We start from the raw sequence: 22,367 nt of genomic DNA, 5'->3' as shown, positions 1-22,367 counted from the left end.
CAGCGACTCGCGGCGCAGCGCGAGCCGGTCGGCGATCGTGCCGAGCGCCTGCGCGGCCGGGGACTCCGGCTCGGCCAGCACGATCGGGGTGCCAGCGTCGCCGGCCTCGCGGACCCGGGTGTCCAGCGGGATCTGACCGAGCAGCGGCACCTGGGCGCCGATGGTCCGGCTCAGCGACTCGGCGACAGCCGTGCCACCGCCGGCGCCGAAGATCTCCATCCGGGAGCCGTCCGGCAGCTCCAGCCAGGACATGTTCTCGATGACGCCGACCACCCGCTGGTGGGTCTGCAGGGCGATCGCACCCGCCCGCTCCGCCACCTCGGCGGCGGCGGTCTGCGGGGTGGTCACGATCAGGATCTCCGAGTTGGGCAGCAACTGGGCCAGCGAGATGGCCACGTCGCCGGTGCCCGGGGGCAGGTCGAGCAGGAGCACGTCCAGGTCGCCCCAGTAGACGTCGGCCAGGAACTGCTGCAACGCCCGGTGCAGCATCGGGCCGCGCCACACCACGGCCGCGTTGCCCGAGGTGAACATGCCGATCGAGATGACCTTCACGCCGTGCGACTGCGGCGGCATGATCATGTCTTCGACGCGGGTCGGTCGGCCGTCCGCGCCGAGCATCCGGGGCACCGAGTGGCCGTAGATGTCCGCGTCGACCACGCCCACGGAGAGCCCACGGGCGGCGAGCGCCGCCGCCAGGTTGACCGTCACGCTGGACTTGCCGACACCACCCTTGCCGCTGGCCACCGCGTACACCCGGGTGCGCGAGCCGGGCTGGGCGAACGGGATCACCGGCTCCTCGCTGGCGCCACCGCCGCGCAGCTGCGACTGCAGCGACTGCCGCTGCTCGGGGCTCATCACACCGAAGTCGATCTCCACGCCGGTCACGCTGGGCACCGCCGCGACGGCGGCGGTGATGTCCGTGCGCAGCTTGTCCTTGAGCGGGCAGCCGGCGACGGTGAGCAGCAGCTCGACGCGTACGACGCCGTCGGCGCCGACCGTGGCGGAGCGGACCATGCCCAGCTCGGTGATGGGCCGGCGGATCTCCGGGTCGTTGACGGTGGCCAGGGCGGCCTGGATCGCGTCCTCGACCGTGCTCACGGGTGCTGACATGCCCGCAATGCTACGTCGCGGGGCATCCGATCCGACCGCTGGCCGACAGTGGTGTGAGCCAAACGATGAGCGAACCCGAACCGCTGATCAGCGGTCGGGCCGGGCGTCGCGGGCGAAGTCCCCGTCCAGGTCGTCGCGCGGCTCGTCCAGACCCAGGCCGTCGGTCGCCCGCTGCGCGCGCCGCTCCTGCTGGCTGTCCTTCTCCTGCTGCCGGCGCTCCAGGCGTTGCCGGCGCTGCCCCGCCTCGTCCAGCTCCTCGGCCAGCCGGGTCAGCTCGGAACGGAGGAAGTCGCGGGTGGCCACCTCGCCGAGGGCGATCCGCAGCGCGGCGATCTCCCGTGCCAGGTACTCGGTGTCCGCCTTCTGGGCGGTGGCCCGCCGCCGGTCCTCCTCCAGCGCCAACCGGTCCCGGTCGGCCTGCCGGTTCTGGGCCAGCAGGATCAGCGGCGCGGCGTAGCTGGCCTGCAACGACAACACAAGCGTGAGAAACGTGAAGGTGTACGGGTCGAAGCGCAGCTCGGCCGGGGCGAGGGTGTTCCAGCCGAACCAGATCGCGATCACCACCGTCATGACGACGATGAAGTTCGCGGTGCCCATGCCCCGGGCGATGCCCTCCGACCAGCGACCGAACGCCTCCGCGTCGAACCGGGGGAGTTTGATGCCCCGGGGCTCGCGGGGCTGGTCGAGCCGCTCCGTGCGCCGCTGCTCAGCCACCGTCGCCGTCCAGCGCCGCGTCGGAGGTGCCCGGGGCGGCCAGGGCGTCCCGGTCGCGCCAGTCCCGGGGCAGCGAGTGGTCCAGTACGTCGTCGACCGTCACGGCGCCGACCAGCCGGTTGCTGCGGTCGATCACCGGCATGGCGACCAGGTCGTAGGTGGCCATCCGGCGGGTGATCTCCGGTAGTGGGGTGGTGGGACGCAGCGGGTCGATGTCGTTGACCACCACCTTGCCCAGCAGGTCGGCCGGCGGTTCACGCAGCAACGCCTGGAAGTGCACCATGCCCAGGTAGCGGCCGGTCGGGGTGTTCTGCGGGGCCCGGGTCACGAAGACCTGGGCGGCGACGGCGGGAGAGAGCTGCGGTTCCCGGATCCGCGCCAGCGCCTCGGCGACTGTGGCGTCCGGCGGCAGGATGACCGGCTCCGAGGTCATCACGCTGCCCGCCGTGCCCGGGGTGTACTTGAGCAGCTGCCGTACCGGGTCGGCCTCGTCCGGCTCCATCAGGTCCAGCAGCACGTCCTGCTCCGGTGGGGGCAGCTCGTTGAGCAGGTCCGCCGCGTCGTCCGGGTCCATCTCCTCCAGCACGTCCGCGGCCCGTTCCCGGTCCAGCGCGGCGAGGATCTCGACCTGGTCGTGCTCCGGCAGCTCGCTGAGCACGTCGGCCAGCCGCTCGTCGTTCAACGCCGCCGCGACCTCGTTGCGCCGCGCGTCGGGCAGGTCCTGTAGCGCGTTGGCCAGGTCGGCCGGGCGCATGTCCTCCAGGACGGCGAGCAGGTTCGCCGTACCCCGGTTGTCGGCGATGCCGCTGAGCCCGCGCACCCGGTCCCACTCGACCTGGTGCAGGTGGCCGCGGCGGGTGAGCCGGCCGGTCTGCTCGCGGACCGCGACCCGGCTGAGCGACCATTCGCCGCCGCGCGTGCACTCCATCGCGACGTCCACCACCGAGCCGGGCTGGCCGCCCGGTTCGAGCTGTACGCGCCGGTCCAGCAGCTCCTGGAGCACCAGCAGCTCGTTCGGGCGCTTCTCGAAGCGCCGCAGGTTGAGAGTGCCGGAGCCGAGGACCACCGCGTCCGCGTCGATCGAGGTGATGCGGTTGATGGACAGGAAGATCCGTCGGCGCATCGGCATCTCGGCGACCAGACCCACCACCTCGGGGGGCCGCTTGGTCGCCCGCAGCCGTGCCACGGCGTCACGGACCCGCCCCACCTGGTCGCCGTTCGGATCGAAGACGGCGACTCCGGCGAGGCGGGCGATGTAGACCCGGGTCGGCGTGCTCACGGGCACCAGCCTAAGCGCCTAGTGTTTATCAACATGTCGACCCTGGCCTACGAGATCGTGGACGTCTTCACCGACCGCCCGTTCGCCGGCAACCCGCTGGCCGTGGTGTTCGGCGCGGAGGCATTGGCCACCGAGCAGATGCAGGCGCTCGCGCTGGAGTTCAACCTCTCCGAGACGGTGTTCGTGCTGCCACCGACCCAGGTGGGGGCCACCTACCGGGCCCGCATCTTCACTCCGGCCGAAGAGTTGCCGTTCGCCGGGCACCCGAGTGTCGGCGCGGCGGTCACCGCGAGTCGGCGCGGAATGTTCGGTGTGGGGCAGGTCACCCAGGAGTGCGGCGCGGGTGTGCTGCCGGTCGAGGTCACCGCGACCGGGGCGACGCTCACCGGAGGCAGCCCCACCCTCGGCCCCGAGCTGGACCCGGAGCCGTTGCTGGAGATCGCCGGGCTGGTCGCGGACGACCATGACCATGCCGGGCCCGCCCCTCGGGTGGCCGGCTGCGGGCTGGAGTTTCCCTACCTGCCGGTCCGTCCGGATGCGGTGGCCAGGGCGCGGGTGAACCCGGCGGCAGCGGAACGGTACGGGGTGGCGCACGTCAGCGTCTTCTCCTGGGACGCCGGCACGCAAACCGCGCACGCCCGGGTCTTCGTGCCGGGGCTCGGCGTTCCGGAGGACCCGGCGACCGGCTCGGCGGCGCTCGGGCTCGGAGTCTGGCTGGTGGCGACCGGCCTGCTGCCGGGCGAGGGTCTGGCGCACTACGCGGTGCGCCAGGGCATCGAGATGAACCGCCCATCCGCGCTCGCCTGCACGGTGACCGCGGCGAACGGTGTGGCCGTCGGCGCGACAGTCGCCGGTCAGGTGATGCCGGTGGCCCGGGGCGAGATCGCCGTGCCGCCGTTCGTGGGCTGAGTGACGGTGCCGATGCGGGAGAATGCGGGTGTGACGGACGAGGATGCCTCCGGTGGCACGCCGCTGGTCGACGAGGCGATGAAGAAGGCCGCGGTGGCCTGGGTCAGCGTGTCCGGTGGCCCGGCGCTCGCGCTCTGGTGCGCGCCGCTGGAGGGCGCGCTCTTCGTGGTGAGCGGGCCGGGCGAGCAGGCCGCGCCGGGGCTGGCCGACGCGACCGAGGCGCAGGTCACCCTGCGCGGCGACCACGGAGGACGGATCGTCACCTGGCCGGCCCGGGTGACCCGGCTGGCACCGGGCACCGACGCGTGGGACACCACCGCGCCGCTGGTGGCGGCCAAGCGCCTGAACGCGCCCGGCCCGACCGCCGATCTGGTGGCCCGCTGGGCCGCCGAGGGTTGCGCGGTGAACCGACTCGTCCAGGCCGGCGAGCCGCTGACCGGCGCCGGCCTGCCGTCCGACTCGCAGGCCGAGCAGCCTCGGGAGACTCCGGCGGTCCGCGCCACCCGCAAGCCGTTCCGCCTGCACCGGGTCCGCCGCCGCTGACCGCCGCCCGGCCGGTCAGCCCGTCGGACCACCCACCCCGACGGCAGCGACCCCCACGGCGCTGCCCGCGAGGTCGAGCACCTCGCGCAGGGTGCCGAGCGTGCGGCCGCGCCAGTCCCGGTCCGCGTTGAACACCATGTGCTCGGCCAGGTCGGGCGCGGCCAGCCGCACGGCGGTCATCCCGGCCCGTTCGGCGCCGGTCAGCTCCTGGCTGCCGCCGTCGCCGACGTACAGGCACTCGTCCGGCGCGAGCCCGAGCCGACGGCACGCGGTCAGGTAGAGCGCCGCGTCCGGCTTGCAGCGTCCGACCTGCACGGAGAAGACCCGCACGTCGAGCAGGGGCGCGATCGCGAGCTGCGGCAGGAAGGCCGGCAGTTCGTGCGTACAGTCGCTGACCACGCCGGTGCGCAGGCCGCGCTGGCGCAGCGCCGCCAGGACGGGCACCGCGTCGGCCCGCAGCCGGGTGTCCGCGCGGATCGCCCGGTGCCGGGACGCCACCGCCGCCCGCAGCGCACGGTCACTGGGGTGTACGCCGGCCTGGGCGCACACCCACCGCAGGGTCGCCTCCGCGTTGCCGAGTCGGCCGCTGGCCCGTTCGTAGTAGGTGCGATTCAACACCTCGGTCAGTGTCTCGGTGGGGCAGCCGAGCAGTTCCGCGGTGCCGAGGTGCGCGGCACCGCGCTGTACCGAACGGGTCAGGGTGCCGAAGAAGTCGAACAGCACCGCCTGGTAGCTGGACATGGGGGAACGCCTCCGGGCGGTCGAGGTTCGCCGGCGCGGAACCGCGTGATCGTAACGGAGTGATGACCCTCGGTGCTGACCGTCATACGTGTGAGGATTACGTCCCGTGCCCCCACCTTCACATCGGCCGACCCTGGATCCGCTGACCGCCGGCGCGGTCGGGCTTGCCGTGGTCGCCGTGTCGTCGTCCGCGCCGCTGATCGCGTACGCCGCCGCTCCCGCGTTGGCCATCGCGTTCTGGCGCAACCTGCTCGCGGTGGCCGTGCTGAGCCCCTTCTCGCTGGCCCGGCGGCGCGCCGAGTTCCGCAGGCTGACAGTGGGCGCGGGCCGGCGGGAGGGGCTGTTCTGCGTACTGTCCGGGGTCGCGTTGGCCGGGCACTTCGCGACCTGGGTGCCGAGCGCCCAGCTCACCTCGGTCGCCACGTCCACCGCCCTGGTCGCCACCCAGCCGGTCTGGCAGGGGCTGATCGCCCGCGCTCAGGGGCGTCCGCTGCCCCGGGTGGTCTGGATCGGCATCGCGGTGGCGGTCGGCGGCGCGGCGGTCGCCACCGGGGTGGACGTGGGCGTCTCCGGCCGGGCCGTCCTCGGCGACGTGTTGGCGTTGGTCGGCGCCCTGTTCGCCGCCGTCTACACCGCCTTCGGCGAGCGCGCGCGGACCAGCATCAGCACCACCACCTACACCACCATCTGCTACGGGATCTGCGCGCTGATCCTGCTGGCCATCTGCCTGGTCGGCGGCGTCCGGCTGACCGGGTTCGACGGGCGTACGTGGTTGGCCATCCTGGCCCTGGTGGCCGGCGCCCAACTGCTCGGGCACTCGATGTTCAACTACGCCCTGCAGAAGATCCCGGCGACCACGGTGAGCGTGCTGATCCTGCTGGAGGCGCCCGGCGCGGCCCTGCTCGGATGGGCCTGGCTGGGTCAACTGCCCCGCCCGTACGCGCTGCTCGGGATGGCGCTGCTGCTGGTCGGGGTCGCGGTGGTGCTCGGCGGCCGGCGCAGCGAACCCACCGCGCTGCCGGCCGACCCGACACCGCTGGCCGACTGATCCCCGACACCGTGCCGCGACGACGTGAGGAACATGGACACGGGTTCCCTCCGCGGCGGGGTCGCCCGGCGTCTGTCCGGGTGAGGAGGGCGATCCGTTGACGACTGAGGACCGCGCCCGGGACGGCTTCGCCGACTTCGTCCGGGCCGAGACCGCCGGGCTGACCCGGTTCGCATACCTGCTGACCGGTGACCGGCACCATGCGGAGGACCTGGTCCAGGTGGCGCTGGCTCGCGTCGCAGTGCGCTGGGAGCGGATCGAGGATCCTCCCGCCTATCTGCGCCGGGTGCTCTGCACCCAGGCCGCCAGTTGGTGGCGCTGGCGGCGGGCCCGTCCGGCGGAGCGGCTGGGCGGGGCGTTGCCGGAACGATCCGGTCCGGGTGACGACGCCGATCTACGGCTGGTGCTGTCGGCGGCGTTGGCTCGGCTGACCGTGCGGCAGCGCGCGGTCCTCGTGTTGCGCTACTACGAGGACCGCACCGAGTCGGAGACGGCTGAACTGCTCGGCTGCCGGGTCGGCACCGTGAAGAGCCAGACCCGCCACGCCCTCGGCCGACTCCGCGTACTCGCCCCCGAACTGGCCGAACTTGTCGGCCGTGACCCGCAGGAGGTGGCACGGTGACCGCCCGGCTCTCCGAAGCGCTGCGGCGCCTCGCCGACGACGTGCCGCCCGCGCGCGTACCGGCGGGTTTCTTCGACGCGGCGCGGACCCGGCACCGCCGTCGCCGGGCCGCCGTCGCGGGAGCGCTCGCCGTCCTGGTCCTGCTCCTGGGCACCGGGTACGCGCTGCGCCCGGTCGCGCTGCCGATCCCCGCCGGCCCGAGGCACGACGCCCCCGGCCTGCCCACCAGACTCGTCGACCCGCCGCTGCGAACCGCCTCGGTGCGGGCCTCGGCACCTGGCACGGCGGCGATGCTCTTCGGCGGTCCCGCCGTGCGCACCGATTGGTTCGAGACCCGGATGGGTGTGCTCGCCGCGGACGCCGACCGCTACCGGGTGCTGGACGCCGGTTCGGCCGTCGCGGGCTTCGAGGCGATGCTGTCCCCGGACGGCCGGTACGCCTCGATCGGTGCGACACTGCTCGACCTGCGGACCGGGAAGCTCACCCCGGATCGCACGGGCGGCTACCCGCTCGCGTTCGCGCCGAACGGGGAGCGTCTCGTCTACGCCGAGGACGACACGACGTTCACCCCGCCCAACAGCTACGGCACCCCGTACGTCGGTGTCCACGACCGCAAACTCGGCGCGGATGTGCTGCGGGTGCGGGTCGGGACGGCCTGGATTCCGCCCGGACGCACGGCCGCGCTCTCGCCCGACGGCGGGGAGTTGGCCCTCCAGGTCCGCGACGAGGTCTGGCTCACTCGGGTGGCCGACGCGGGTGCCGATCGGGTCGCCGAGCCGTACCGGAAGCTGCCGCTCGCCGGCGGCCGGCTCGCCGGGGCCGGGTCCTGGTCGCCGGACGGCGGATCGGTGGCGGTCCTGGATCGGTCCACCTGCGACGACTGCCCGGTGCCGTCCTTCCGGCGCACCTGGACGCTGGCGTTGCGATCCACCGTCGACGGTTCGCCCGTGGCCGGTGCCGCGTTCCCCCCGCTGCCTTCCCGCACGTTCGTGCAACTGCTCGGCTGGCGCTCGGCGGAGGAGGCGGTCGCGTTGGTCGGGGTGCCGGGTCCGGCGGCGGTGGACCGCCCGGACGACCACGACGTGGCCTGGGAGCCGTATCACGAGCCCGGAACGGAGGCGGTGGAACTCGTGGCGCTGCGCCGGGGCGCGCTCGCGCCGGAGGTGCTCTTCCGCACCCCGGAGGGCATCACTGAGCTGTCGGTCGCCGCCGACCTGGCGATCGACGGGGCGGTACGCGAATCCGGTCGCCCCGACTACGGGCCGCTGCCGTTCTGGGCGCTCGCGGCGGGGTTCGTGCTGGTGGTCCTGGTGGCGCTGCCCGTGCTGGGGTGGCTGCGGCGGTGGCGCGGCCGCCGTCGCCGGCCTAGCCCTCGTGCACCTCGATGACGCGGGTGGCCGGGGCGGCCTCGCCGAGGGCGGTGCGCAGGGCCGCCCGCTCCGGGTCGACCAGGAACGACTCGTAGCCGGCCCGCCCGTCGAAGGTGATCACGTGCACCTCGGCCCGCCCGTCCGTGCCGCGCAGCCGTCGTTCCAGCCGGCCACCGTGCCGGTCGAGCAGCGCCAGCACGGTGTCCTCGTAGCGCTGCCCGGCGGCCTCGGCCCCGGCCGGATACTCGACGACTGCGACAAGGGTCAGCATGACGCCACGCTATCGGTCGATGCCGACGGCCGTGGCGCTGGCTTCCCAGAGCCGGGCCGCGAGCTGCGGGTCGGCTGCCTTGCGGTACGGCCGGCGTGGCCGGCGGTTGTAGTAGTACGCCCCGTTGATGAGCCGGGCCGGATCCTGGTTGGCCAGCCAGACCAGCGTTTCGGCGCCCTTCTCGGGGCTGCGGAACGGCAGGAACCGCATACCGAACGCGACCATCCGGCTGTCGTTGGCGAACCTCGTACGCACCACGCCGGGGTGGAAGCTGTGCGTGGGGATGTGCGGCCAGCGGCGGGCCGCCTCGGCGGCGAACAGAATGTTGGCCTGCTTGCTGGTGCCGTACGCGGCCATCGACCGGTAACGGCGCAGCGGCTTGTTGAGGTCGGCCGGGTCGAGCCCGCCGTAGCGGTGCGCGCCCGAGGCGGTCACCACTATCCGGCCCACCCGGTCGGCGAGCAGGTTGGTCAGCAGGAAGGGGGCCAGGTGGTTGGCCTGGATCGACAGCTCGAAGCCGTCGACGGTGGTGAGCGGTTGGAGCGCGATGGCCCCGGCGTTGTTGGCCAGCACGTCGATCCGGTCGTACGCGTCGCGCAGCCGCTCGGCGAGCCCGCGTACGTCGTCGAGCACCGCGAAGTCGGCCCGGAACAGCTCGGGACGCTCGCCCGAGGTCTCCCGTACCCGTTCCGCCGCGGCCTGCAGGCGGGCCGGATCCCGTCCGACCAGCACCACCTCGTCTCCGCGGCACGCGAAGCTCACCGCGGCCGCCAACCCGATGCCGGAGCTTGCCCCGGTCACCACCACCAGCCGACGCCCAGTGAGATCTTCCACAGGTCCATTCACCCCGGTCATGGCGCGAGGTTACCGTGACGTCACCACGCCCTTTGGGATCGTTAAGTTTTCTTCGGAGTCAGGTGGCGTCGGCGTGCTCGCCGATCGCTGGAAGAGGAGCGCATTCATGGCCGCAGTCGGTCGTCCCCGCCGGTCCTGCCTCGCCGTGCCGGGTTCCAGCGTCAAGATGCTCGGCAAGGCGCAGGGTCTCCCCGCCGACCAGGTCTTCCTCGATCTGGAGGACGCCGTGGCGCCGCTGGCCAAGCCGGATGCGCGCAAGAACATCGTGGCCGCCCTCAACGACGGTGACTGGGCCGGCAAGACCCGGGTGGTCCGGGTCAACGACCTGACAACCCCGTGGACCTACCGGGACGTCATCGAGGTGGTAGAGGGCGCCGGCGCGAACCTGGACTGCATCATGCTGCCAAAGGTGCAGAACGCCGCCCAGGTGCAGTGGCTGGACCTGACGCTCACCCAGATCGAGAAGACGATCGGCCTTGAGGTAGGCCGGATCGGCATCGAGGCGCAGATCGAGAACGCGGCGGGTCTGGTCAACGTGGACGCCATCGCGGCCGCCTCGCCGCGCGTGGAGACCATCATCTTCGGCCCGGCCGACTTCATGGCGTCGATCAACATGAGGTCGCTGGTGGTCGGCGGCCTGATCCCGGACTACCCGGGCGACCCGTACCACTACATCCTCATGCGGATCCTGATGGCCGCGCGGATGCACGACAAGCAGGCCATCGACGGCCCCTTCCTGCAGATCCGCGACGTCGACGCGTTCCGCGAGGTGGCCAAGCGGTCGGCGGCGCTGGGCTTCGACGGCAAGTGGGTGCTGCACCCGGGCCAGATCGACGCCGCCAACGAGATCTACCAGCCGGCCCAGGCCGACTACGACCACGCCGAGCTGATCCTCGACGCGTACGAGCACTACACCTCGGAGGCCGGCGGCAAGCTCGGCGCGGTGATGCTCGGCGACGAAATGATCGACGAAGCGTCCCGCAAGATGGCGCTGGTAATCGCCGCCAAGGGCCGCGCCGCCGGGATGAGCCGTACCTCCTCGTTCACCCCACCGGCGCAGTGACGCCTCGGGCCGGGTCGGTAGCCGCCGGCTGCCGACCCGGCCCACCAGCCGGGGGTACGCGGGCCCGACGGCCGAGTCAGTAGCTGCTGTCGCTGCTGGCGCCCGTGGTGACCGCGAAGACGATCGCGACGACGTAGAACGCGATCCCCAGCACCATCAGCGCGGTGATGATCCAGCCGACGATGATGCCGGCCTTCGCCATTCCCTCGCCGCCCTCGCCGCTGACCCGGATCTGCTTCTGCGCCACGTGGCCGAGGATCGCCCCGATCGGCCCGGTGATGCCGCAGGTGGTCAGGCCGGCCAGGGCCAGCACGAGTGCCGCGATGGCCAGCCCGTTGGTCTTCGGCGGTGGCGGGTACCCGTAACCGGGGTTCGGCGGGTAGCCGGGTGGCGCGTACGCGCCCGGCGGCAGTTGCCCACCCGCGTACGGGTCGACCGGCGCGTACGGGTTCGCGGGGCCGGGTTGGGTCGGTATCGGCTGGCCGGCCACCAGGGTCGGGTCCGGCGGCGCGCTCGACGGTTGAGCCGACCAGGTGGGGTCGGTCCAACCGCCGGGGGGTGGGGGATTGGTCATGCGAACTCTCCGTCGGCTCGGGTGCGCCGTCAGAGTAGCCAGGGGTGCCCAAACCCGATGCCCCCGCTACCGGGTGCCGCGTTGCTCGGGCCGGTCGTAACGGGCAGGATCCCTGGCATGGCAATAGACGCGCGCGCCGCGGACCGTTCCGGCAGCCGACCGCGACGGGACGTGAGCCGTCCGGGTGCGGGCCGCCGCGGTCGGGCGGCCACGCCGGCCGGCGCACCCGGCCCCGACGAACCGGTCGCACTCGCGGACCCGGTGACCATGCGGCTCGACGGTCGGGTCGCCCTGGTGACCGGGGCCGGCAGCCCGGACGGCATCGGCTACGCCACCGCCCGGCGGCTCGCCGACCTGGGGGCGCGGGTGGCCATCGTCAGCACCACCCGGCGCATCCACGAGCGGGCCGGTGAGCTGGGGGCGACCGGGTTCGTCGCCGACCTGACCGACGAGTCCGAGGTCGGCGCGCTGGCGGACGCGGTCGCCGAGCAGTTGGGTGACGTCGAGGTGCTGGTCAACAACGCCGGTCTGGCCAGCCGGGCCAGCCAGGGGGTGCTGCGTCCCGTCGCGCAGCTGACCTACGACGAGTGGCGCGGCGAGATCGACCGCAACCTGTCCACCGCGTTCCTGTGCAGTCGCGCGTTCATCGGCGGGATGGCCGAGCGGGGCTGGGGGCGGATCGTCAACCTGGCGGCCACCGCTGGGCCGGTCAACGCTCTGCCCACCGAGGCCGCGTACGCCGCCGCGAAGGCCGGTGTCGTCGGGCTGACCCGTGCGCTGGCCATGGAGATGATCGCCGACGGGGTGACCGTGAACGCGGTGGCGCCCGGCACCATCTACACGGCGGCGTCCACGATGGCCGAGATCAAGCAGGGCCTGGGCACACCGGTCGGTCGACCGGGCACCCCGGACGAGGTAGCCGCGGCCATCAGCTTCCTCTGCTCGCCGGCCGCCTCGTACATCACCGGCCAGATGCTTGTGGTGGACGGCGGCAACAGCGTCCGGGAGGCGCGCTTCCGCTGATCGGCCGGGCGGGTCAGTAGCCGCCGCTGTCGCCGGTGTTGCTGAAAATGACCAGCGCCAGCCAGCCGCAGCAGGCCAGCAGGGTCAGCGCGGTGAAGGCGTAGCCGAGGATCAGCCCCCAGGTGGCGAGCTGGTCGCCGTCCTCGCCGCTGGTGCGGATCTGTCGCTTGGCCACGTGGCCGAGCACGGCGCCCGCCGGGGGGAACACGAAGGCGAACACCAGCGACAGGATCGCCAGCACGTTGGTGCCCCGACCGGGTCCGGACGGCGGCGGGCCGTACTGGCCGTAGGGGCCCTGCGGCGGGTACGGCGGCTGCTGCCCCCAGTGCGCCGGCTGGTGCGGCTTCTGCTGCTCGTACGGCGACGGCTCGTCGGCGGGGGGCCCGTACGGCGAGCGTTCCGGCGACCCGAACGACGACTGGTCCGGCGGCGGCGGGTACGGCGACTGGCCGGCCGGCGGTGGCGCGTACGGCGACTGGTCCCGGGGTGGCTCGTAGGGTGACGGCGGCGGCTCGTCCCCCGGGGGGCCCGACGGTGGCGGGTAGCTCACGGCTGTCCTCCTCCTGCCGGTGCCGGAAAAGTCCTTCTTGCCGGACGGTACCCGCAGCGGTGAACCTTTTCACAGCGGTTGTGTGGACTGGTCACCTTGGCCTTGCCGACCCGGAGGCCGATACTGACCGAGCGTTCAGTTACCCATGAGTAGTGCGCTGATCCCCGGAGGCTGAGATGGCCCGACTCGCCCAGACGCCCGGCCTGACCGATGTGCAGCGATCGATCCTGGAGACCGTCCGGGAGTTCGCCGACAAGGAGATCATCCCGCACGCCCAGCGGCTGGAGCACGCCGACGAGTACCCCACCGACATCCTCGACGGGATGCGCGAGATGGGGCTGTTCGGCCTCACCATCGACGAGGAGTACGGCGGGCTCGGCGAGTCGCTGCTCACGTACGCCCTCGTGGTGGAGCAGCTGTCCCGGGGCTGGATGTCGATCTCCGGCATCGTCAACACCCACTTCATCGTGGCGTACCTGATCTCCCAGCACGGCTCCGCCGAGCAGAAGGCCCGCCTCCTGCCGAAGATGGCCACCGGCGAGGTGCGTGGCGCTTTCTCGATGTCCGAGCCGGAGACCGGCTCCGACGTCTCGGCGATCAAGTCCCGGGCCGTTCGCGACGGCGACAGCTACGTGCTCAACGGGCAGAAGATGTGGCTGACCAACGGGGCGTACTCCTCGGTGGTGGCCACCCTGGTCAAGACCGACACCGGCGCCGAGTCGGTGTACGGCAACATGAGCACCTTCCTGCTGGAGAAGGAACCGGGCTTCGGCGAGACAGCCCCCGGCCTCACCATCCCCGGCAAGATCGAGAAAATGGGTTACAAGGGCGTCGAGACCACTGAGATGGTGCTCGACGGGGTGACCGTGCCCGACTCGGCCATCCTCGGCGGCGCCGACAAGGTGGGCCGCGGTTTCTACCAGATGATGGACGGCATCGAGGTGGGCCGCGTCAACGTGGCCGCCCGCGCCTGCGGCATCTCCATCCGCGCCTTCGAGTTGGCCGTCGCGTACGCCCAGCAGCGCAAGACCTTCGGCCAGCCGCTCGCCAGGCACCAGGCGATCGCGTTCAAGCTCGCCGAGATGGGCACGAAGATCGAGGCCGCGCACGCCCTCATGGTCAACGCCGCCCGCCTCAAGGACGCCGGCCAGCGCAACGACGTCGAGGCCGGGATGGCCAAGCTGCTCGCTTCGGAGTACTGCGCGGAGGTCGTGCAGGAGGCGTTCCGCATCCACGGCGGCTACGGCTACTCCAAGGAGTACGAGATCGAGCGGCTGATGCGCGAGGCCCCGTTCCTGCTCATCGGCGAGGGCACCTCGGAGATCCAGAAGACCATCATCTCCCGCGGCCTGCTCAAGGAGTACAAGCTCTGAGCTGCCCCTGATCCGGCTCGACGGCCAGCTCCCGCGATCGGAACCGGTAGTCCTCGAGCGCGGCGATCAGCCGGTCCTCCGGCACCGCCGTGTCCCGGCCGCCGACCACCGGCGCCGGCCGCAGCGACTGCCAGACCGCCGGCCGCAGCCGCACCCCGTTCAGCCGGCCGTCGCGCCGGTGCGGGCTGACCCGGTCGATGTTCGTCCAGTCCACGATCTGGCGGCCGTGCCGGATCTCGCTGGCGGTCAGCGCCAGCCTTCCGGTGAAGCGCGTCTCCTCGTAGACCCCACGACCGAGCCAGGCCGCGACCCCGACGGCGAGCACCGGCCGCGTCAGTTCGACCCACCGGCCGTGCGGGGGCAGGCTGGCGATCAGCCACCCTCCGATCGCGAGCAGCGTGGTCGCACCGGCCGCCAGGTCGACCCACCCGGCGAGCGACCGGCGTGCCACCAGGCCCGGTTCGACGGCGTCCAGGCCGGAGGCACGCTCCCGCCAGCGCAGATGCCCGGTCCGCCGTGGCCACCACCGCCCGGTCAGCCACCGCATGCCGATGGCCGACCAGACCGCCAGGCTGGCGGTGGACGGGTTGATCCGAGGGGGCGCAAGCAGCCCACCGGCGACCCCGGCCGTCACCACCAACCCGGCCGTCAGAGCCAGGATCCGGCGCGGCCAGAGCCCGTCGCCCAGCGCCGGTACGCGGCCGCGCCGCGGGATGACCATGCCCGCAGCGTACGACCACCGGGAACCCAGTGAAGCGGGTCAGGCCGGCGGCGCGCTCGACGACGAGATGTTCGTGCCAATGCCGGCCGCTCACGTCGTGCCCACCGGCCTGTCGACGGCTTCCGGTCCGTCCGGCCGTCGGCCAGCCCGTCGGACCGACGCGGGATCAGCCGAGCCGGGTCAGGCCGGCGGCGGCGCGCTCGACGATGAGGCAGCGGTCCTCGACGTAGTCCATCCCGGCCGCCTCGGCGATCCGTCGCGCCTCGGCCGAGACGATGCCCAGTTGCAGCCAGACGGCCGGAGCGCCGATCGCCGCCGCGTCCCGCACGACCTGCACGGCGTCGGCCGCCGGCCGGAACACGTCCACCAGATCCACCGGGTGCGGGATGTCGGCCAGCGTCGGGTACGCCCGCTCGCCGAAGAGTTCGTCGACTGTCGGGTTGACCGGGATGATCCGCCAGCCGTACTGCTGCATCTGCAACGGCACGCCGTGCGCGGCCTTGCGCGGGTCGCGCGACGCGCCGACGACGGCGATGACGGCGGAGTCGGCGAGGATCTGCTGAGCGGTGCGCACCCGCCGACTGTAGCGCCGCCTGCTGGCTAGAGCAGGGTCAGCTGCTCGGCGGCCGGCGGTGGGGGCGGCTCGGGCAGCCGACGGTTGTCACCCACTTCGCCCCGGTGCAGCCCGTGGCGGCGGGCCGCGATCCGCACCCGGGCGGTCAGCTCCCGCTGGTACGCCTGCGGGGCGTACGCGCCGGCCCGGTAGAGCTCGCGGTAGCGGGGCGCGAGGTGCGGGTGCTCCCGAGCGAGCCACTGCGCGTACCACTCCCGGGCGCCCGGGCGCAGGTGCAGCGCCAGTGGAGTCACGCTGGTCGCCCCGGCGGCCGCGATCGCCGACACGGTGGCGTCGATCGACTCGTCGCCGTCGCTCAGCCCGGGCAGGATCGGCGCCATCAGCACCCCGACCTCGAAGCCGGCGTCGGTGAGCCGGCGGACCGCGTCGAGCCGGCGGCTCGGGTGCGGCGTGCCCGGCTCGACGCCACGCCAGAGCTGCTCGTCGACGAAGCCCACCGAGTAGGAGATGCCGACCCTGGTCACCTCGGCGGCCTGGCGCAGCAGCGGCAGGTCTCGCAGGATCAGCGTGCCCTTGGTCAGGATCGAGAACGGGTTGGCGAAGTCGCGCAGCGCCGCGATGATCTGCGGCATCAGCCGGTAACGGCCCTCGGCCCTCTGGTAGCAGTCCACGTTGGTGCCCATGGCCACGTGCGCGCCCCGCCACTTCGGCGCGGCCAGCTCCCGCCGTACCAGCTCACCGGCGTTGACCTTCACGATCACCTGCCGGTCGAAGTCCGCACCCGCGTCGAGGTCGAGGTAGGCGTGGGTGTTTCTGGCGAAGCAGTTGTGGCTCACGACTCCGTCGGCGATGAAGTCGCCGGTGCCGGTGGTGATGTCCCACAGCGGCAACTCCAGCCCGAGCGCTTGAATGTCGACAACCCTGAGTGCGGCCCTGCATGTCAGAGCGGCACCCGCGATCGAACGCTTGCGAGTGATGGCCGGGTCGGTCAGGTGGAAGAAGCGCAACCGCGCCGGGAGACCGCCGGTCAGCCGTACATAGCGCAGGCGGTTCGTCCGCCTCCGGTCCTCGAGGACGGTGGCGAATCCAAAGGCGCGCAGTGCTTCCGTCGTGTGGCTGAGGACCTGATCGTCGCAGTTGGCGATTCTCAGGATGCCCTGGCTGCAACTGCCTTCGGCATCGAAGATGCCAGCAAGGAACCCTCGTTGCCAGTCAGGAGTCGAATGCTGCGGCCATTGGACGATCTCCCTGATTGCATCGACCTTCTGCTTTCCCGAGGCGCGGATCGCCTCCATCGGCCGCCGGTCGGGCCTGGCCTGGCCAAAGGAGGTGCGGCTTGTGTCGACGCCCTCTTCCTTCAGATACCGCTCGGTACGATCGAGGGCCTCGCTGTCCGCGAGCGCCAAGCGGAACTGGTGACTCCAGCTCCTGCCTGTGGCGTAGGTGCCTATGGTTCCGTCGCCGCGCACCATGCCGCAGAGATAGCCGCGACGGTAGTCGTGGGAGGCCTTCGGAGTTGTCTCGAACGCCCCAGTGCCGATCAGGCGACTGTTGGTGGTGAGGTAGGGCCGTTGATCGGCGCCGAACATGCCGCCGGTGATGTGTTTCCAGCCTCGCTCCGTCAGGAAGCGGTGGTCCCCGCTGGCGACGAGCGTCGTGCCGTCCTCCAGGGTGACGCGATAAGCCGGTTTCACGGTGGACCACTTGTCGAGGACGGTGGTGACGACGTATCGGCGGTAGGCGCCGCGTCGCTCGGTCCCGTAGATGCGGTCGCCCGACTCCAGCTCGCTGATCGGTTTCGTGCGTCCGTCCGCCATCAGAATGGGGGTGTCGCCCGATACGCAGTAAACACAAGCATGACTGCATCCTCGGTACGGGTTGATCGTCCACTCGAAGGGCACGCGGGACTGGCCGGGCACCCGGTTGAGGATGGACTTGGCCTGCACCTCGTGAAAGGTCATCCCGGCGAACTCAGGGGTGTCGAAGGTGCGCACGATGGCGCCGGGCAGCGCCAGCGGCAGGGGTGGCGTCGCTGGCGCTGCCCGCTCGGGGTCTCCCTCAACCGGGGGAGCGGTGAGGTTGTCCCAGCGCATGGCCACTATTCGAACACGTGTACGAGGCACGCGCAAGTGACTCGCCGGACACCGGAGCCCACCGGGCGGTCGCGCGGGGGAGGATGGACGCCATGGAGAGGTCGACCTTCGTCTACGACGGGGACTGCGCGTTCTGCACGAGTTGCGCGGAGTTCATCGAACGCCGCATCCCCACCGCCGCCCGGGTGGTGCCCTGGCAGTTCGCCGATCTGGACGCGCTCGGCCTCACGGCCGCCCAGTGCGAGGAGGCCGTGCAGTGGGTCGGCGCGGATGGCTCACGCGCCGCCGGGCCGGACGCCATCGCGAAGTTGCTCGCCGCGAGTGGTCCGCTCTGGCGGGTCGCCGGAGCGGGGCTGCGGTTTCCGCCGGCGCGCGCCGTGGCCTGGCCCGCGTACCGCTGGGTGGCGCGCAACCGGCACCGGCTCCCGGGCGGCACGGCGGCGTGCTCGCTGCGGCAGGAGGCCCGGGAGCGGCTCTACGGGCCGGCCGGCCGCCCGAGCGCCGGGGCCTGATCCCCGAGCCGCGCCGGCTCCGTGCCGGCGTCCGCCGGGGCCTGATCGCGTGGTTCGGGGTCGGCGTTCGGTGGGGCCGGCTCCGGCGCGTCCGTCGGTGCGCCGGGGGTCTCGCGGCCGGTCAACCGGCGGGCCCAGACCAGCGGGCGGACCCGCTCCAGCGGCAGGAAGCTCGTCATCGCGGCGAGGTGGGGTGCGAACGAGATCGTGATGGTCGCGATGGTCACCACGTGGAACGAGTAGAAGAAGCCGACCATGGCCAGTCGCCAGCGGGCCGGCAGCAGGAACACCACGGGGCTGAACAGTTCGAAGGCCACGATGCCGAACTGGGCGACGATCAGCAGGTACGGCACCTGGGCGATGAGGTCCGCCAGGTCGGTGCCACGTCGGATGATGGCCCGCGCCAGCACCGAGCCGGTCAGCCAGTCCAGGCCGCCGAAGCGCAGCTTGGCCCAGGCCGCCAGGAAGTACGTGCAGATCACCGCGATCTGGGTGACCCGCAGCGCCCAGCCGCCGGCCTCGGTGCGGGTGGTGTCGCCGTGGCGGGCCCGGCCGGCGGTGGGCAGCACGGCCAGTGCGACGAGGAGCCCGAACCGGTCGTGGTCGACCTTTCCGTAGCTCATCGCGATGATCATCCACTCGAGGTAGAGCGCGCAGACCGACCAGCCGAGCAGCCGGGGCGCCCGGCCGGTCGCGGCGAGCAGGGTGAGCAGCAGCAGCACCCAGAAGATCACCGCCACCACCGTCGGCGTCGGCGTCGGCAGCGGGAGCAGCCGGCCGATCAGCAGGGGCTGGTACAGCTCACCGGGCACGCTGGCCCTGGTGCGTACCCATGGGGTGAAGACCACCAGGTCGGCGGCGACGAAGAGGTAGATCAGGGTGCGGAAGGCGGCGATCCGGCCGCGCGGCACCGCCTCGGTCAGCCAGCCGCTCATCGGGAGACCTGCCAGCGGACCACGGTCTCGTCGGTGTGCTGCCCGGTGGGTCGGCCGGCGCGGATGCCGTGCCAGCGGATGACGATGCGGACCTCGACCAGCGCCGGGGCGTCCGGGTGGCGTTCGGCGTACGCGTCGGCCACCTCGGCGAGCAGCGTCGGGTCGGCTGCGTACCGGTCCTGCTGGCCCTCGATCTCGGCGCGGCGGATGCCGGTGGCGCCCTGGTCGAGGTCGACCACCGCGCCGGCGCTGTTCACCCCCTCCACGCGGGTGTCCGGGGCGGGGGCGTTCGGCGGGTTGGAGGTGGCGTACATCCGGAACGGGCCGAACGGAAAGTCGTCGTCGCTGCCCCAGAAGGTGCCGAGCAGCAGCAGGACGAGACCGAGGGCGGTCGCGCCCAGCCGGGTCGCGCGCCCGCGGGTGGTCAGGGTCTCCATCGGGTCGTGACGATACGGGATGTACCGGCCGTGCGGGGTCCCACCGATGGCCAGTTCCGCCTGCCCAGGTCGATGATCACGCGCCGGTGCCCGGGTACGACGAAGGGCCGGACCCGACCGGGCCCGGCCCTCGCGCGCCGTCACGGGGACGGCTCAGTGGTTGTGCTCGGCCAGCTGCTTGCGGACGTCGTCCATGTCCAGCGCCTCGACCTGCTCGATCAGGTTCTCCAGCGCGGACTCGGGAAGCGCGCCCGGCTGGGCGAAGACGATGACGCCGTCGCGGATCGCCATGATCGTCGGGATCGACCGGATGTCGAACTTCGCACCCAGCTCCTGCTGGGCCTCGGTGTCGACCTTGCCGAAGACGATGTTCTGGTGCTTCTCCGAGGAGCGCTCGTAGACCGGGGCGAACCGCTTGCACGGACCACACCAGTCGGCCCAGAAGTCGACCAGGACGATGCCGTCGTTGCCGGTCACCTCGTCGAAGTTCGCCGAGGTCAGCTCAACGGTTGCCATTGCACTCTCCGATCACCGCGGTTTGTCTGCGTCCCGTAGAACCAGGGCTGACCGTATCGAATTCCCGGGCCGTCCAGCACGAAACGTGCGCAGGGCTGCCCGGGGCCCTCGGCGGCCATCGAACTGCGTCAGTTCATCCCGTCCTGCGGAACGCAAGTGCATGACGCACTTGCGTGACCTGCGGTGATGGGAGCGGTTCCAAGGAGATCCACCCGATCGAGCGCTACGAATCGGTAACTTGAGCCCTGACGAGGAGGTATCCGGCCTGCGGAGATCGCTGATCACCCCGCTCTCCGTCACACAGAGTAGTGTTACAAAAAGATAAATGTGACCTCGATCTCTGTCGAACCTACGCCGTCGTAGGGCAGAATTCCTCACATCAGAGCGTGGGCGGCGGGTGCCGGGGAGGGCCCCGCCGCTCATTGCGTCTCCCCTCGGGTGAGTGACCGGTGTGACATTTCCGCCGGGGTCCGGCCCCGACCGTCGCCTTAACCATCGGTAAGGCATGCTGTGCCGAACTCCATCGCCGCCCGTCGAAGGGGACCAGGATGCAGTTCGGCCGCTACTACGAGGAGTTCGAGGTCGGCGGGGTCTACCGGCACTGGCCGGGTAAGACCGTCACCGAGTACGACGACCACCTCTTCTGCCTGCTCACCATGAACCACCACCCGCTGCACATGGACGCGCACTACGCCGCGACGGCCAGCCAGTTCAAGCGCAACGTGGTGGTCGGCAACTACATCTACTCGCTGCTGCTCGGCATGTCGGTGCCGGACGTCAGCGGCAAGGCCATCGCCAACCTGGAGGTCGAGTCGCTGCGGCACGTGGCGCCCACCTTCCACGGCGACACCATCTACGGCGAGACGACGGTGCTGGACAAGCGCGAGTCCGGCTCCAAGCCAGACCGGGGCGTCGTGTCCGTGGAGACCCGGGGCTACAACCAGGACGGCACCATGGTCTGCGTGTTCCGCCGCAAGGTCATGGTCCCCAAGCGGGAGTACGCGGCCGACGCCGTCGCCGAGGGAGTGGACCCGGAGCGGCCCAGCTTCCCGAACCCGCGCTGAACCCCCGGCGGCGCTGAGCAGGAGTCGCCGCCGCCGAGGCACGGGCCTCCATCCCGCACAGCAGGTTCTGTCGGGGAGGGGGCCCGTCGCCCGTTTCGGGGCTTATGCTGGCGCCGGAGGTTCCGATGAGCCACTCCGTCGCCGGAGAGCCGCCCTCTGCCGGCCGCCGCGCCGCACCCTTGACCACCGCCGTCTACTCCGCCGCCGAGTGGGACCTGCTCACCAGCCTGCCCGCTCGGGTGCTCGTGGCCGCCGCAGCGCCAGGCGCCGGCCGCCCGGAGCGGGGGGTGATGGCGGGCCTCGCGGGTCTGGACGCGGTGGCTGCCGGCCGCGGGTTCGACAGTGATCTGGTCCGTGCCGTGGTCGCCGCGATCTACGCCCGCCACGACGGCGCCCCGGCGCCCGTCGAGCGACTCACCGACCTGGTGGACCTGCTGGTCGCGTGCCGGGCGGCCGTTCGGGTCCTGCGCCGGCGCGCTGATCCCGCCGACTCGGCCGCGTACCGCCAGTGGGTGCAGTCGGTCGCGGCCCGCGTCTGCCGGGCGGTGCCCGGCCCCGGCGGACGTCCGGCCAGCCCCGCCGACCAACGGTTCCTGGACCGGCTGGGTGACGCGCTCGGCCTCGGCTGAGGTCGGCGGGCCGTCGCGGCGGACGCCGAGGTGGCCCGTACCCTCTGATGACCGTGACCGACGACCAGCTTGAGGTGGGCGTGGGCCCCTGGCCGGGGGACCCGCCCGAGGACCCGCGCTACGACCCGGAGTTGCTGGCCGAGGGGGACCGGCGCAACGTGGTCGACCGCTACCGCTACTGGCGACACGACGCGATCGTCGCCGACCTGGACCGACGCCGGCACGGCTTCCACGTCGCCATCGAGAACTGGCAGCACGATTTCAACATCGGCACGGTGGTGCGCAACGCCAACGCCTTCAACGCCGCCGAGGTGCACATCGTCGGACGGCGACGGTGGAACCGGCGCGGCGCGATGGTCACCGACCGCTACCAGCACGTCCGGCACCACGCGACGATCGAGGAGTTCGTCGACTGGGCGGCGGGGCGGCGGCTGCCCGTGCTCGGCATCGACAACCTGCCCGGCTCCCGCCCGCTGGAGACCGGCGTCCTGCCGCGGGACTGCGTGCTGCTCTTCGGCCAGGAGGGGCCCGGCCTGTCCGAGCCCGCGCGCGCCGCCTGCGCTGCGCTCTACTCCATCGCCCAGTACGGCTCCACCCGGTCCATCAACGCGGGTGTGGCCAGCGGCATCGCCATGCACGCGTGGATCCGTACGCACGCCGGCCCGCCACCGGACTGACCCTCGCCCCGTCGGCGCAATCGGGCGTTTCCGGCTTGACGTGCCAGCGATGCCGGGTGACGGTGGGGTTGTGAGTGTCGCGGTGAGTTGTCCGAGTTGCGGGGGCCCGGTACGGGCGCCGGATCTGATGCACACCGAGTCGAGGTGCCTGCGCTGCGGTCCCG

General features: G+C 72.1%; 26 protein-coding genes. 12 read left to right on the top strand and 14 right to left on the bottom strand.

From position 1 onward, the window contains the following. The 3 genes from AB0J68_RS06750 to AB0J68_RS06740 all read right to left on the bottom strand — a co-directional run. The coding region (locus tag AB0J68_RS06750; RefSeq protein ID WP_363936705.1) for an Mrp/NBP35 family ATP-binding protein at positions 1-1,110 on the bottom strand (1,110 nt) is incomplete at its 3' end. An 87-nt stretch (positions 1,111-1,197) separates the two neighbouring features. Then, positions 1,198-1,824 carry a DUF1003 domain-containing protein gene (locus tag AB0J68_RS06745; protein WP_234584336.1) on the bottom strand — a complete coding sequence of 209 codons (627 nt, stop codon included), beginning with the start codon at positions 1,822-1,824 and terminating at the stop codon, positions 1,198-1,200. Continuing rightward, entirely contained in the window at positions 1,817-3,103 is a 1,287-nt protein-coding gene (locus AB0J68_RS06740; RefSeq protein ID WP_354855952.1) for a CBS domain-containing protein, read from the bottom strand. Before AB0J68_RS06740 ends, AB0J68_RS06745 begins: the two co-directional genes overlap by 8 nt. A 33-nt stretch (positions 3,104-3,136) precedes the next feature. Here AB0J68_RS06740 and AB0J68_RS06735 point away from each other — a divergent pair, with 33 nt between their 5' ends. Both AB0J68_RS06735 and AB0J68_RS06730 read left to right on the top strand, forming a co-directional pair. Further along, complete coding sequence (locus AB0J68_RS06735) at positions 3,137-4,012, top strand: PhzF family phenazine biosynthesis protein (RefSeq protein WP_355066725.1); 876 nt, start codon at positions 3,137-3,139, stop codon at positions 4,010-4,012. A 12-nt stretch (positions 4,013-4,024) separates the two neighbouring features. Next, entirely contained in the window at positions 4,025-4,555 is a 531-nt protein-coding gene (locus AB0J68_RS06730) for a hypothetical protein (RefSeq protein WP_363936702.1), read from the top strand. 15 nt (positions 4,556-4,570) lie between these two features. Here the strand turns inward: AB0J68_RS06730 and AB0J68_RS06725 are convergent, their stop codons facing one another. Continuing rightward, entirely contained in the window at positions 4,571-5,296 is a 726-nt protein-coding gene (locus tag AB0J68_RS06725) for an HAD-IA family hydrolase (RefSeq protein ID WP_363936700.1), read from the bottom strand. A 106-nt stretch (positions 5,297-5,402) separates the two neighbouring features. Between AB0J68_RS06725 and AB0J68_RS06720 the strand changes: the two genes are divergently transcribed. The 3 genes from AB0J68_RS06720 (at position 5,403) to AB0J68_RS06710 (ending at position 8,354) form a co-directional block, all read left to right on the top strand. Beyond that, complete coding sequence (locus AB0J68_RS06720; protein WP_363936697.1) at positions 5,403-6,344, top strand: DMT family transporter; 942 nt, start codon at positions 5,403-5,405, stop codon at positions 6,342-6,344. 97 nt (positions 6,345-6,441) lie between these two features. After that, positions 6,442-6,966, top strand: a complete 525-nt coding sequence (locus AB0J68_RS06715) for a SigE family RNA polymerase sigma factor (RefSeq protein ID WP_363936695.1) — start codon at positions 6,442-6,444, stop codon at positions 6,964-6,966. After that, positions 6,963-8,354 (top strand): hypothetical protein, encoded by a 1,392-nt coding sequence (locus AB0J68_RS06710; protein ID WP_363936692.1) that lies wholly within the window; start codon positions 6,963-6,965, stop codon positions 8,352-8,354. The genes AB0J68_RS06715 and AB0J68_RS06710 overlap by 4 nt, the downstream gene beginning before the upstream one ends. On the opposite strand, the gene AB0J68_RS06705 is transcribed toward AB0J68_RS06710, so the two are convergent. Beyond that, positions 8,332-8,607, bottom strand: coding sequence for a hypothetical protein (locus AB0J68_RS06705; RefSeq protein WP_363936690.1), 276 nt, complete (start codon positions 8,605-8,607; stop codon positions 8,332-8,334). The two genes, AB0J68_RS06710 and AB0J68_RS06705, sit on opposite strands and share 23 nt — an antisense overlap. A 9-nt stretch (positions 8,608-8,616) precedes the next feature. After that, a complete protein-coding gene (locus AB0J68_RS06700; protein WP_363936687.1) occupies positions 8,617-9,441 on the bottom strand; it encodes an SDR family NAD(P)-dependent oxidoreductase in 825 nt (274 codons plus the stop codon). Between the two features lie 127 nt (positions 9,442-9,568). Between AB0J68_RS06700 and AB0J68_RS06695 the strand changes: the two genes are divergently transcribed. Next, the gene (locus tag AB0J68_RS06695; RefSeq protein ID WP_354855926.1) at positions 9,569-10,525 is read left to right on the top strand and encodes a CoA ester lyase; all 957 of its coding nucleotides are present in this window, start codon (positions 9,569-9,571) and stop codon (positions 10,523-10,525) included. Positions 10,526-10,601: 76 nt separating this feature from the next. Here AB0J68_RS06695 and AB0J68_RS06690 read toward each other — a convergent pair whose 3' ends face one another. Beyond that, entirely contained in the window at positions 10,602-11,099 is a 498-nt protein-coding gene (locus AB0J68_RS06690; RefSeq protein ID WP_363936686.1) for a DUF4190 domain-containing protein, read from the bottom strand. Between the two features lie 117 nt (positions 11,100-11,216). On the opposite strand from AB0J68_RS06690, the gene AB0J68_RS06685 reads away from it, so the two are divergent. Beyond that, the gene (locus AB0J68_RS06685) at positions 11,217-12,122 is read left to right on the top strand and encodes an SDR family NAD(P)-dependent oxidoreductase (protein ID WP_363936685.1); all 906 of its coding nucleotides are present in this window, start codon (positions 11,217-11,219) and stop codon (positions 12,120-12,122) included. Between the two features lie 13 nt (positions 12,123-12,135). On the opposite strand, the gene AB0J68_RS06680 is transcribed toward AB0J68_RS06685, so the two are convergent. Continuing rightward, entirely contained in the window at positions 12,136-12,672 is a 537-nt protein-coding gene (locus AB0J68_RS06680; protein ID WP_355066730.1) for a DUF4190 domain-containing protein, read from the bottom strand. 176 nt (positions 12,673-12,848) lie between these two features. Between AB0J68_RS06680 and AB0J68_RS06675 the strand changes: the two genes are divergently transcribed. Further along, on the top strand, positions 12,849-14,045 hold the full coding sequence (locus AB0J68_RS06675; protein WP_354855922.1) for an acyl-CoA dehydrogenase family protein: 1,197 nt from the start codon (positions 12,849-12,851) through the stop codon (positions 14,043-14,045). Here the strand turns inward: AB0J68_RS06675 and AB0J68_RS06670 are convergent. From AB0J68_RS06670 to AB0J68_RS06660, 3 genes are all read right to left on the bottom strand, one after another. Beyond that, complete coding sequence (locus AB0J68_RS06670) at positions 14,026-14,766, bottom strand: hypothetical protein (RefSeq protein ID WP_355066731.1); 741 nt, start codon at positions 14,764-14,766, stop codon at positions 14,026-14,028. The genes AB0J68_RS06675 and AB0J68_RS06670 overlap by 20 nt on opposite strands. A 166-nt stretch (positions 14,767-14,932) precedes the next feature. After that, on the bottom strand, positions 14,933-15,340 hold the full coding sequence (locus AB0J68_RS06665; protein ID WP_355066732.1) for a CoA-binding protein: 408 nt from the start codon (positions 15,338-15,340) through the stop codon (positions 14,933-14,935). A 26-nt stretch (positions 15,341-15,366) separates the two neighbouring features. Next, complete coding sequence (locus AB0J68_RS06660; RefSeq protein WP_363936681.1) at positions 15,367-17,433, bottom strand: intein-containing Rv2578c family radical SAM protein; 2,067 nt, start codon at positions 17,431-17,433, stop codon at positions 15,367-15,369. Between the two features lie 92 nt (positions 17,434-17,525). On the opposite strand from AB0J68_RS06660, the gene AB0J68_RS06655 reads away from it, so the two are divergent. Beyond that, a complete protein-coding gene (locus AB0J68_RS06655; RefSeq protein ID WP_363936680.1) occupies positions 17,526-17,945 on the top strand; it encodes a DUF393 domain-containing protein in 420 nt (139 codons plus the stop codon). Here AB0J68_RS06655 and AB0J68_RS06650 read toward each other — a convergent pair. From AB0J68_RS06650 to trxA, 3 genes are all read right to left on the bottom strand, one after another. Next, positions 17,909-18,880, bottom strand: a complete 972-nt coding sequence (locus AB0J68_RS06650) for an MFS transporter permease (RefSeq protein WP_363936677.1) — start codon at positions 18,878-18,880, stop codon at positions 17,909-17,911. The two genes, AB0J68_RS06655 and AB0J68_RS06650, sit on opposite strands and share 37 nt — an antisense overlap. Continuing rightward, positions 18,877-19,317: a hypothetical protein gene (locus AB0J68_RS06645; protein ID WP_354855916.1), complete on the bottom strand. Its 441-nt coding sequence runs from the start codon at positions 19,315-19,317 to the stop codon at positions 18,877-18,879. The genes AB0J68_RS06650 and AB0J68_RS06645 overlap by 4 nt, the downstream gene beginning before the upstream one ends. 153 nt (positions 19,318-19,470) lie before the next feature. After that, positions 19,471-19,833: a thioredoxin gene (trxA, locus tag AB0J68_RS06640; RefSeq protein WP_030329190.1), complete on the bottom strand. Its 363-nt coding sequence runs from the start codon at positions 19,831-19,833 to the stop codon at positions 19,471-19,473. A gap of 548 nt (positions 19,834-20,381) precedes the next feature. Between trxA and AB0J68_RS06635 the strand changes: the two genes are divergently transcribed. The 3 genes from AB0J68_RS06635 (at position 20,382) to AB0J68_RS06625 (ending at position 22,203) form a co-directional block, all read left to right on the top strand. Continuing rightward, positions 20,382-20,897, top strand: coding sequence for a MaoC family dehydratase (locus tag AB0J68_RS06635; RefSeq protein WP_363936673.1), 516 nt, complete (start codon positions 20,382-20,384; stop codon positions 20,895-20,897). A gap of 104 nt (positions 20,898-21,001) precedes the next feature. Next, positions 21,002-21,526: a hypothetical protein gene (locus AB0J68_RS06630; RefSeq protein WP_354855914.1), complete on the top strand. Its 525-nt coding sequence runs from the start codon at positions 21,002-21,004 to the stop codon at positions 21,524-21,526. Positions 21,527-21,579: 53 nt separating this feature from the next. Next, positions 21,580-22,203: an RNA methyltransferase gene (locus tag AB0J68_RS06625; RefSeq protein ID WP_354855972.1), complete on the top strand. Its 624-nt coding sequence runs from the start codon at positions 21,580-21,582 to the stop codon at positions 22,201-22,203. Positions 22,204-22,367 lie beyond the last annotated feature (164 nt).

The sequence above is a fragment of the Micromonospora sp. NPDC049580 genome, from assembly GCF_040675595.1.
Classification (GTDB): Bacteria; Actinomycetota; Actinomycetes; order Mycobacteriales; family Micromonosporaceae; genus Micromonospora.
The sequence above is the reverse complement of the archived record's forward strand: the minus strand, read 5'-3'. Positions and strand labels throughout refer to the sequence as shown.

What these genes read in the sequence shown, in the direction of transcription:
- AB0J68_RS06690 (WP_363936686.1), bottom strand. Translation starts at nt 11,099, where the DNA reads ATGACCAATCCCCCACCCCCCGGCGGTTGGACCGACCCCACCTGGTCG.
- AB0J68_RS06705 (WP_363936690.1), bottom strand. Translation starts at nt 8,607, where the DNA reads ATGCTGACCCTTGTCGCAGTCGTCGAGTATCCGGCCGGGGCCGAGGCC.
- AB0J68_RS06695 (WP_354855926.1), top strand. Translation starts at nt 9,569, where the DNA reads ATGGCCGCAGTCGGTCGTCCCCGCCGGTCCTGCCTCGCCGTGCCGGGT.
- AB0J68_RS06655 (WP_363936680.1), top strand. Translation starts at nt 17,526, where the DNA reads ATGGAGAGGTCGACCTTCGTCTACGACGGGGACTGCGCGTTCTGCACG.
- AB0J68_RS06660 (WP_363936681.1), bottom strand. Translation starts at nt 17,433, where the DNA reads ATGCGCTGGGACAACCTCACCGCTCCCCCGGTTGAGGGAGACCCCGAG.
- AB0J68_RS06735 (WP_355066725.1), top strand. Translation starts at nt 3,137, where the DNA reads ATGTCGACCCTGGCCTACGAGATCGTGGACGTCTTCACCGACCGCCCG.
- AB0J68_RS06630 (WP_354855914.1), top strand. Translation starts at nt 21,002, where the DNA reads ATGCTGGCGCCGGAGGTTCCGATGAGCCACTCCGTCGCCGGAGAGCCG.
- AB0J68_RS06650 (WP_363936677.1), bottom strand. Translation starts at nt 18,880, where the DNA reads ATGAGCGGCTGGCTGACCGAGGCGGTGCCGCGCGGCCGGATCGCCGCC.
- AB0J68_RS06725 (WP_363936700.1), bottom strand. Translation starts at nt 5,296, where the DNA reads ATGTCCAGCTACCAGGCGGTGCTGTTCGACTTCTTCGGCACCCTGACC.
- AB0J68_RS06635 (WP_363936673.1), top strand. Translation starts at nt 20,382, where the DNA reads ATGCAGTTCGGCCGCTACTACGAGGAGTTCGAGGTCGGCGGGGTCTAC.
- AB0J68_RS06670 (WP_355066731.1), bottom strand. Translation starts at nt 14,766, where the DNA reads ATGGTCATCCCGCGGCGCGGCCGCGTACCGGCGCTGGGCGACGGGCTC.
- AB0J68_RS06675 (WP_354855922.1), top strand. Translation starts at nt 12,849, where the DNA reads ATGGCCCGACTCGCCCAGACGCCCGGCCTGACCGATGTGCAGCGATCG.
- trxA (WP_030329190.1), bottom strand. Translation starts at nt 19,833, where the DNA reads ATGGCAACCGTTGAGCTGACCTCGGCGAACTTCGACGAGGTGACCGGC.
- AB0J68_RS06645 (WP_354855916.1), bottom strand. Translation starts at nt 19,317, where the DNA reads ATGGAGACCCTGACCACCCGCGGGCGCGCGACCCGGCTGGGCGCGACC.
- AB0J68_RS06730 (WP_363936702.1), top strand. Translation starts at nt 4,025, where the DNA reads ATGCGGGAGAATGCGGGTGTGACGGACGAGGATGCCTCCGGTGGCACG.
- AB0J68_RS06685 (WP_363936685.1), top strand. Translation starts at nt 11,217, where the DNA reads ATGGCAATAGACGCGCGCGCCGCGGACCGTTCCGGCAGCCGACCGCGA.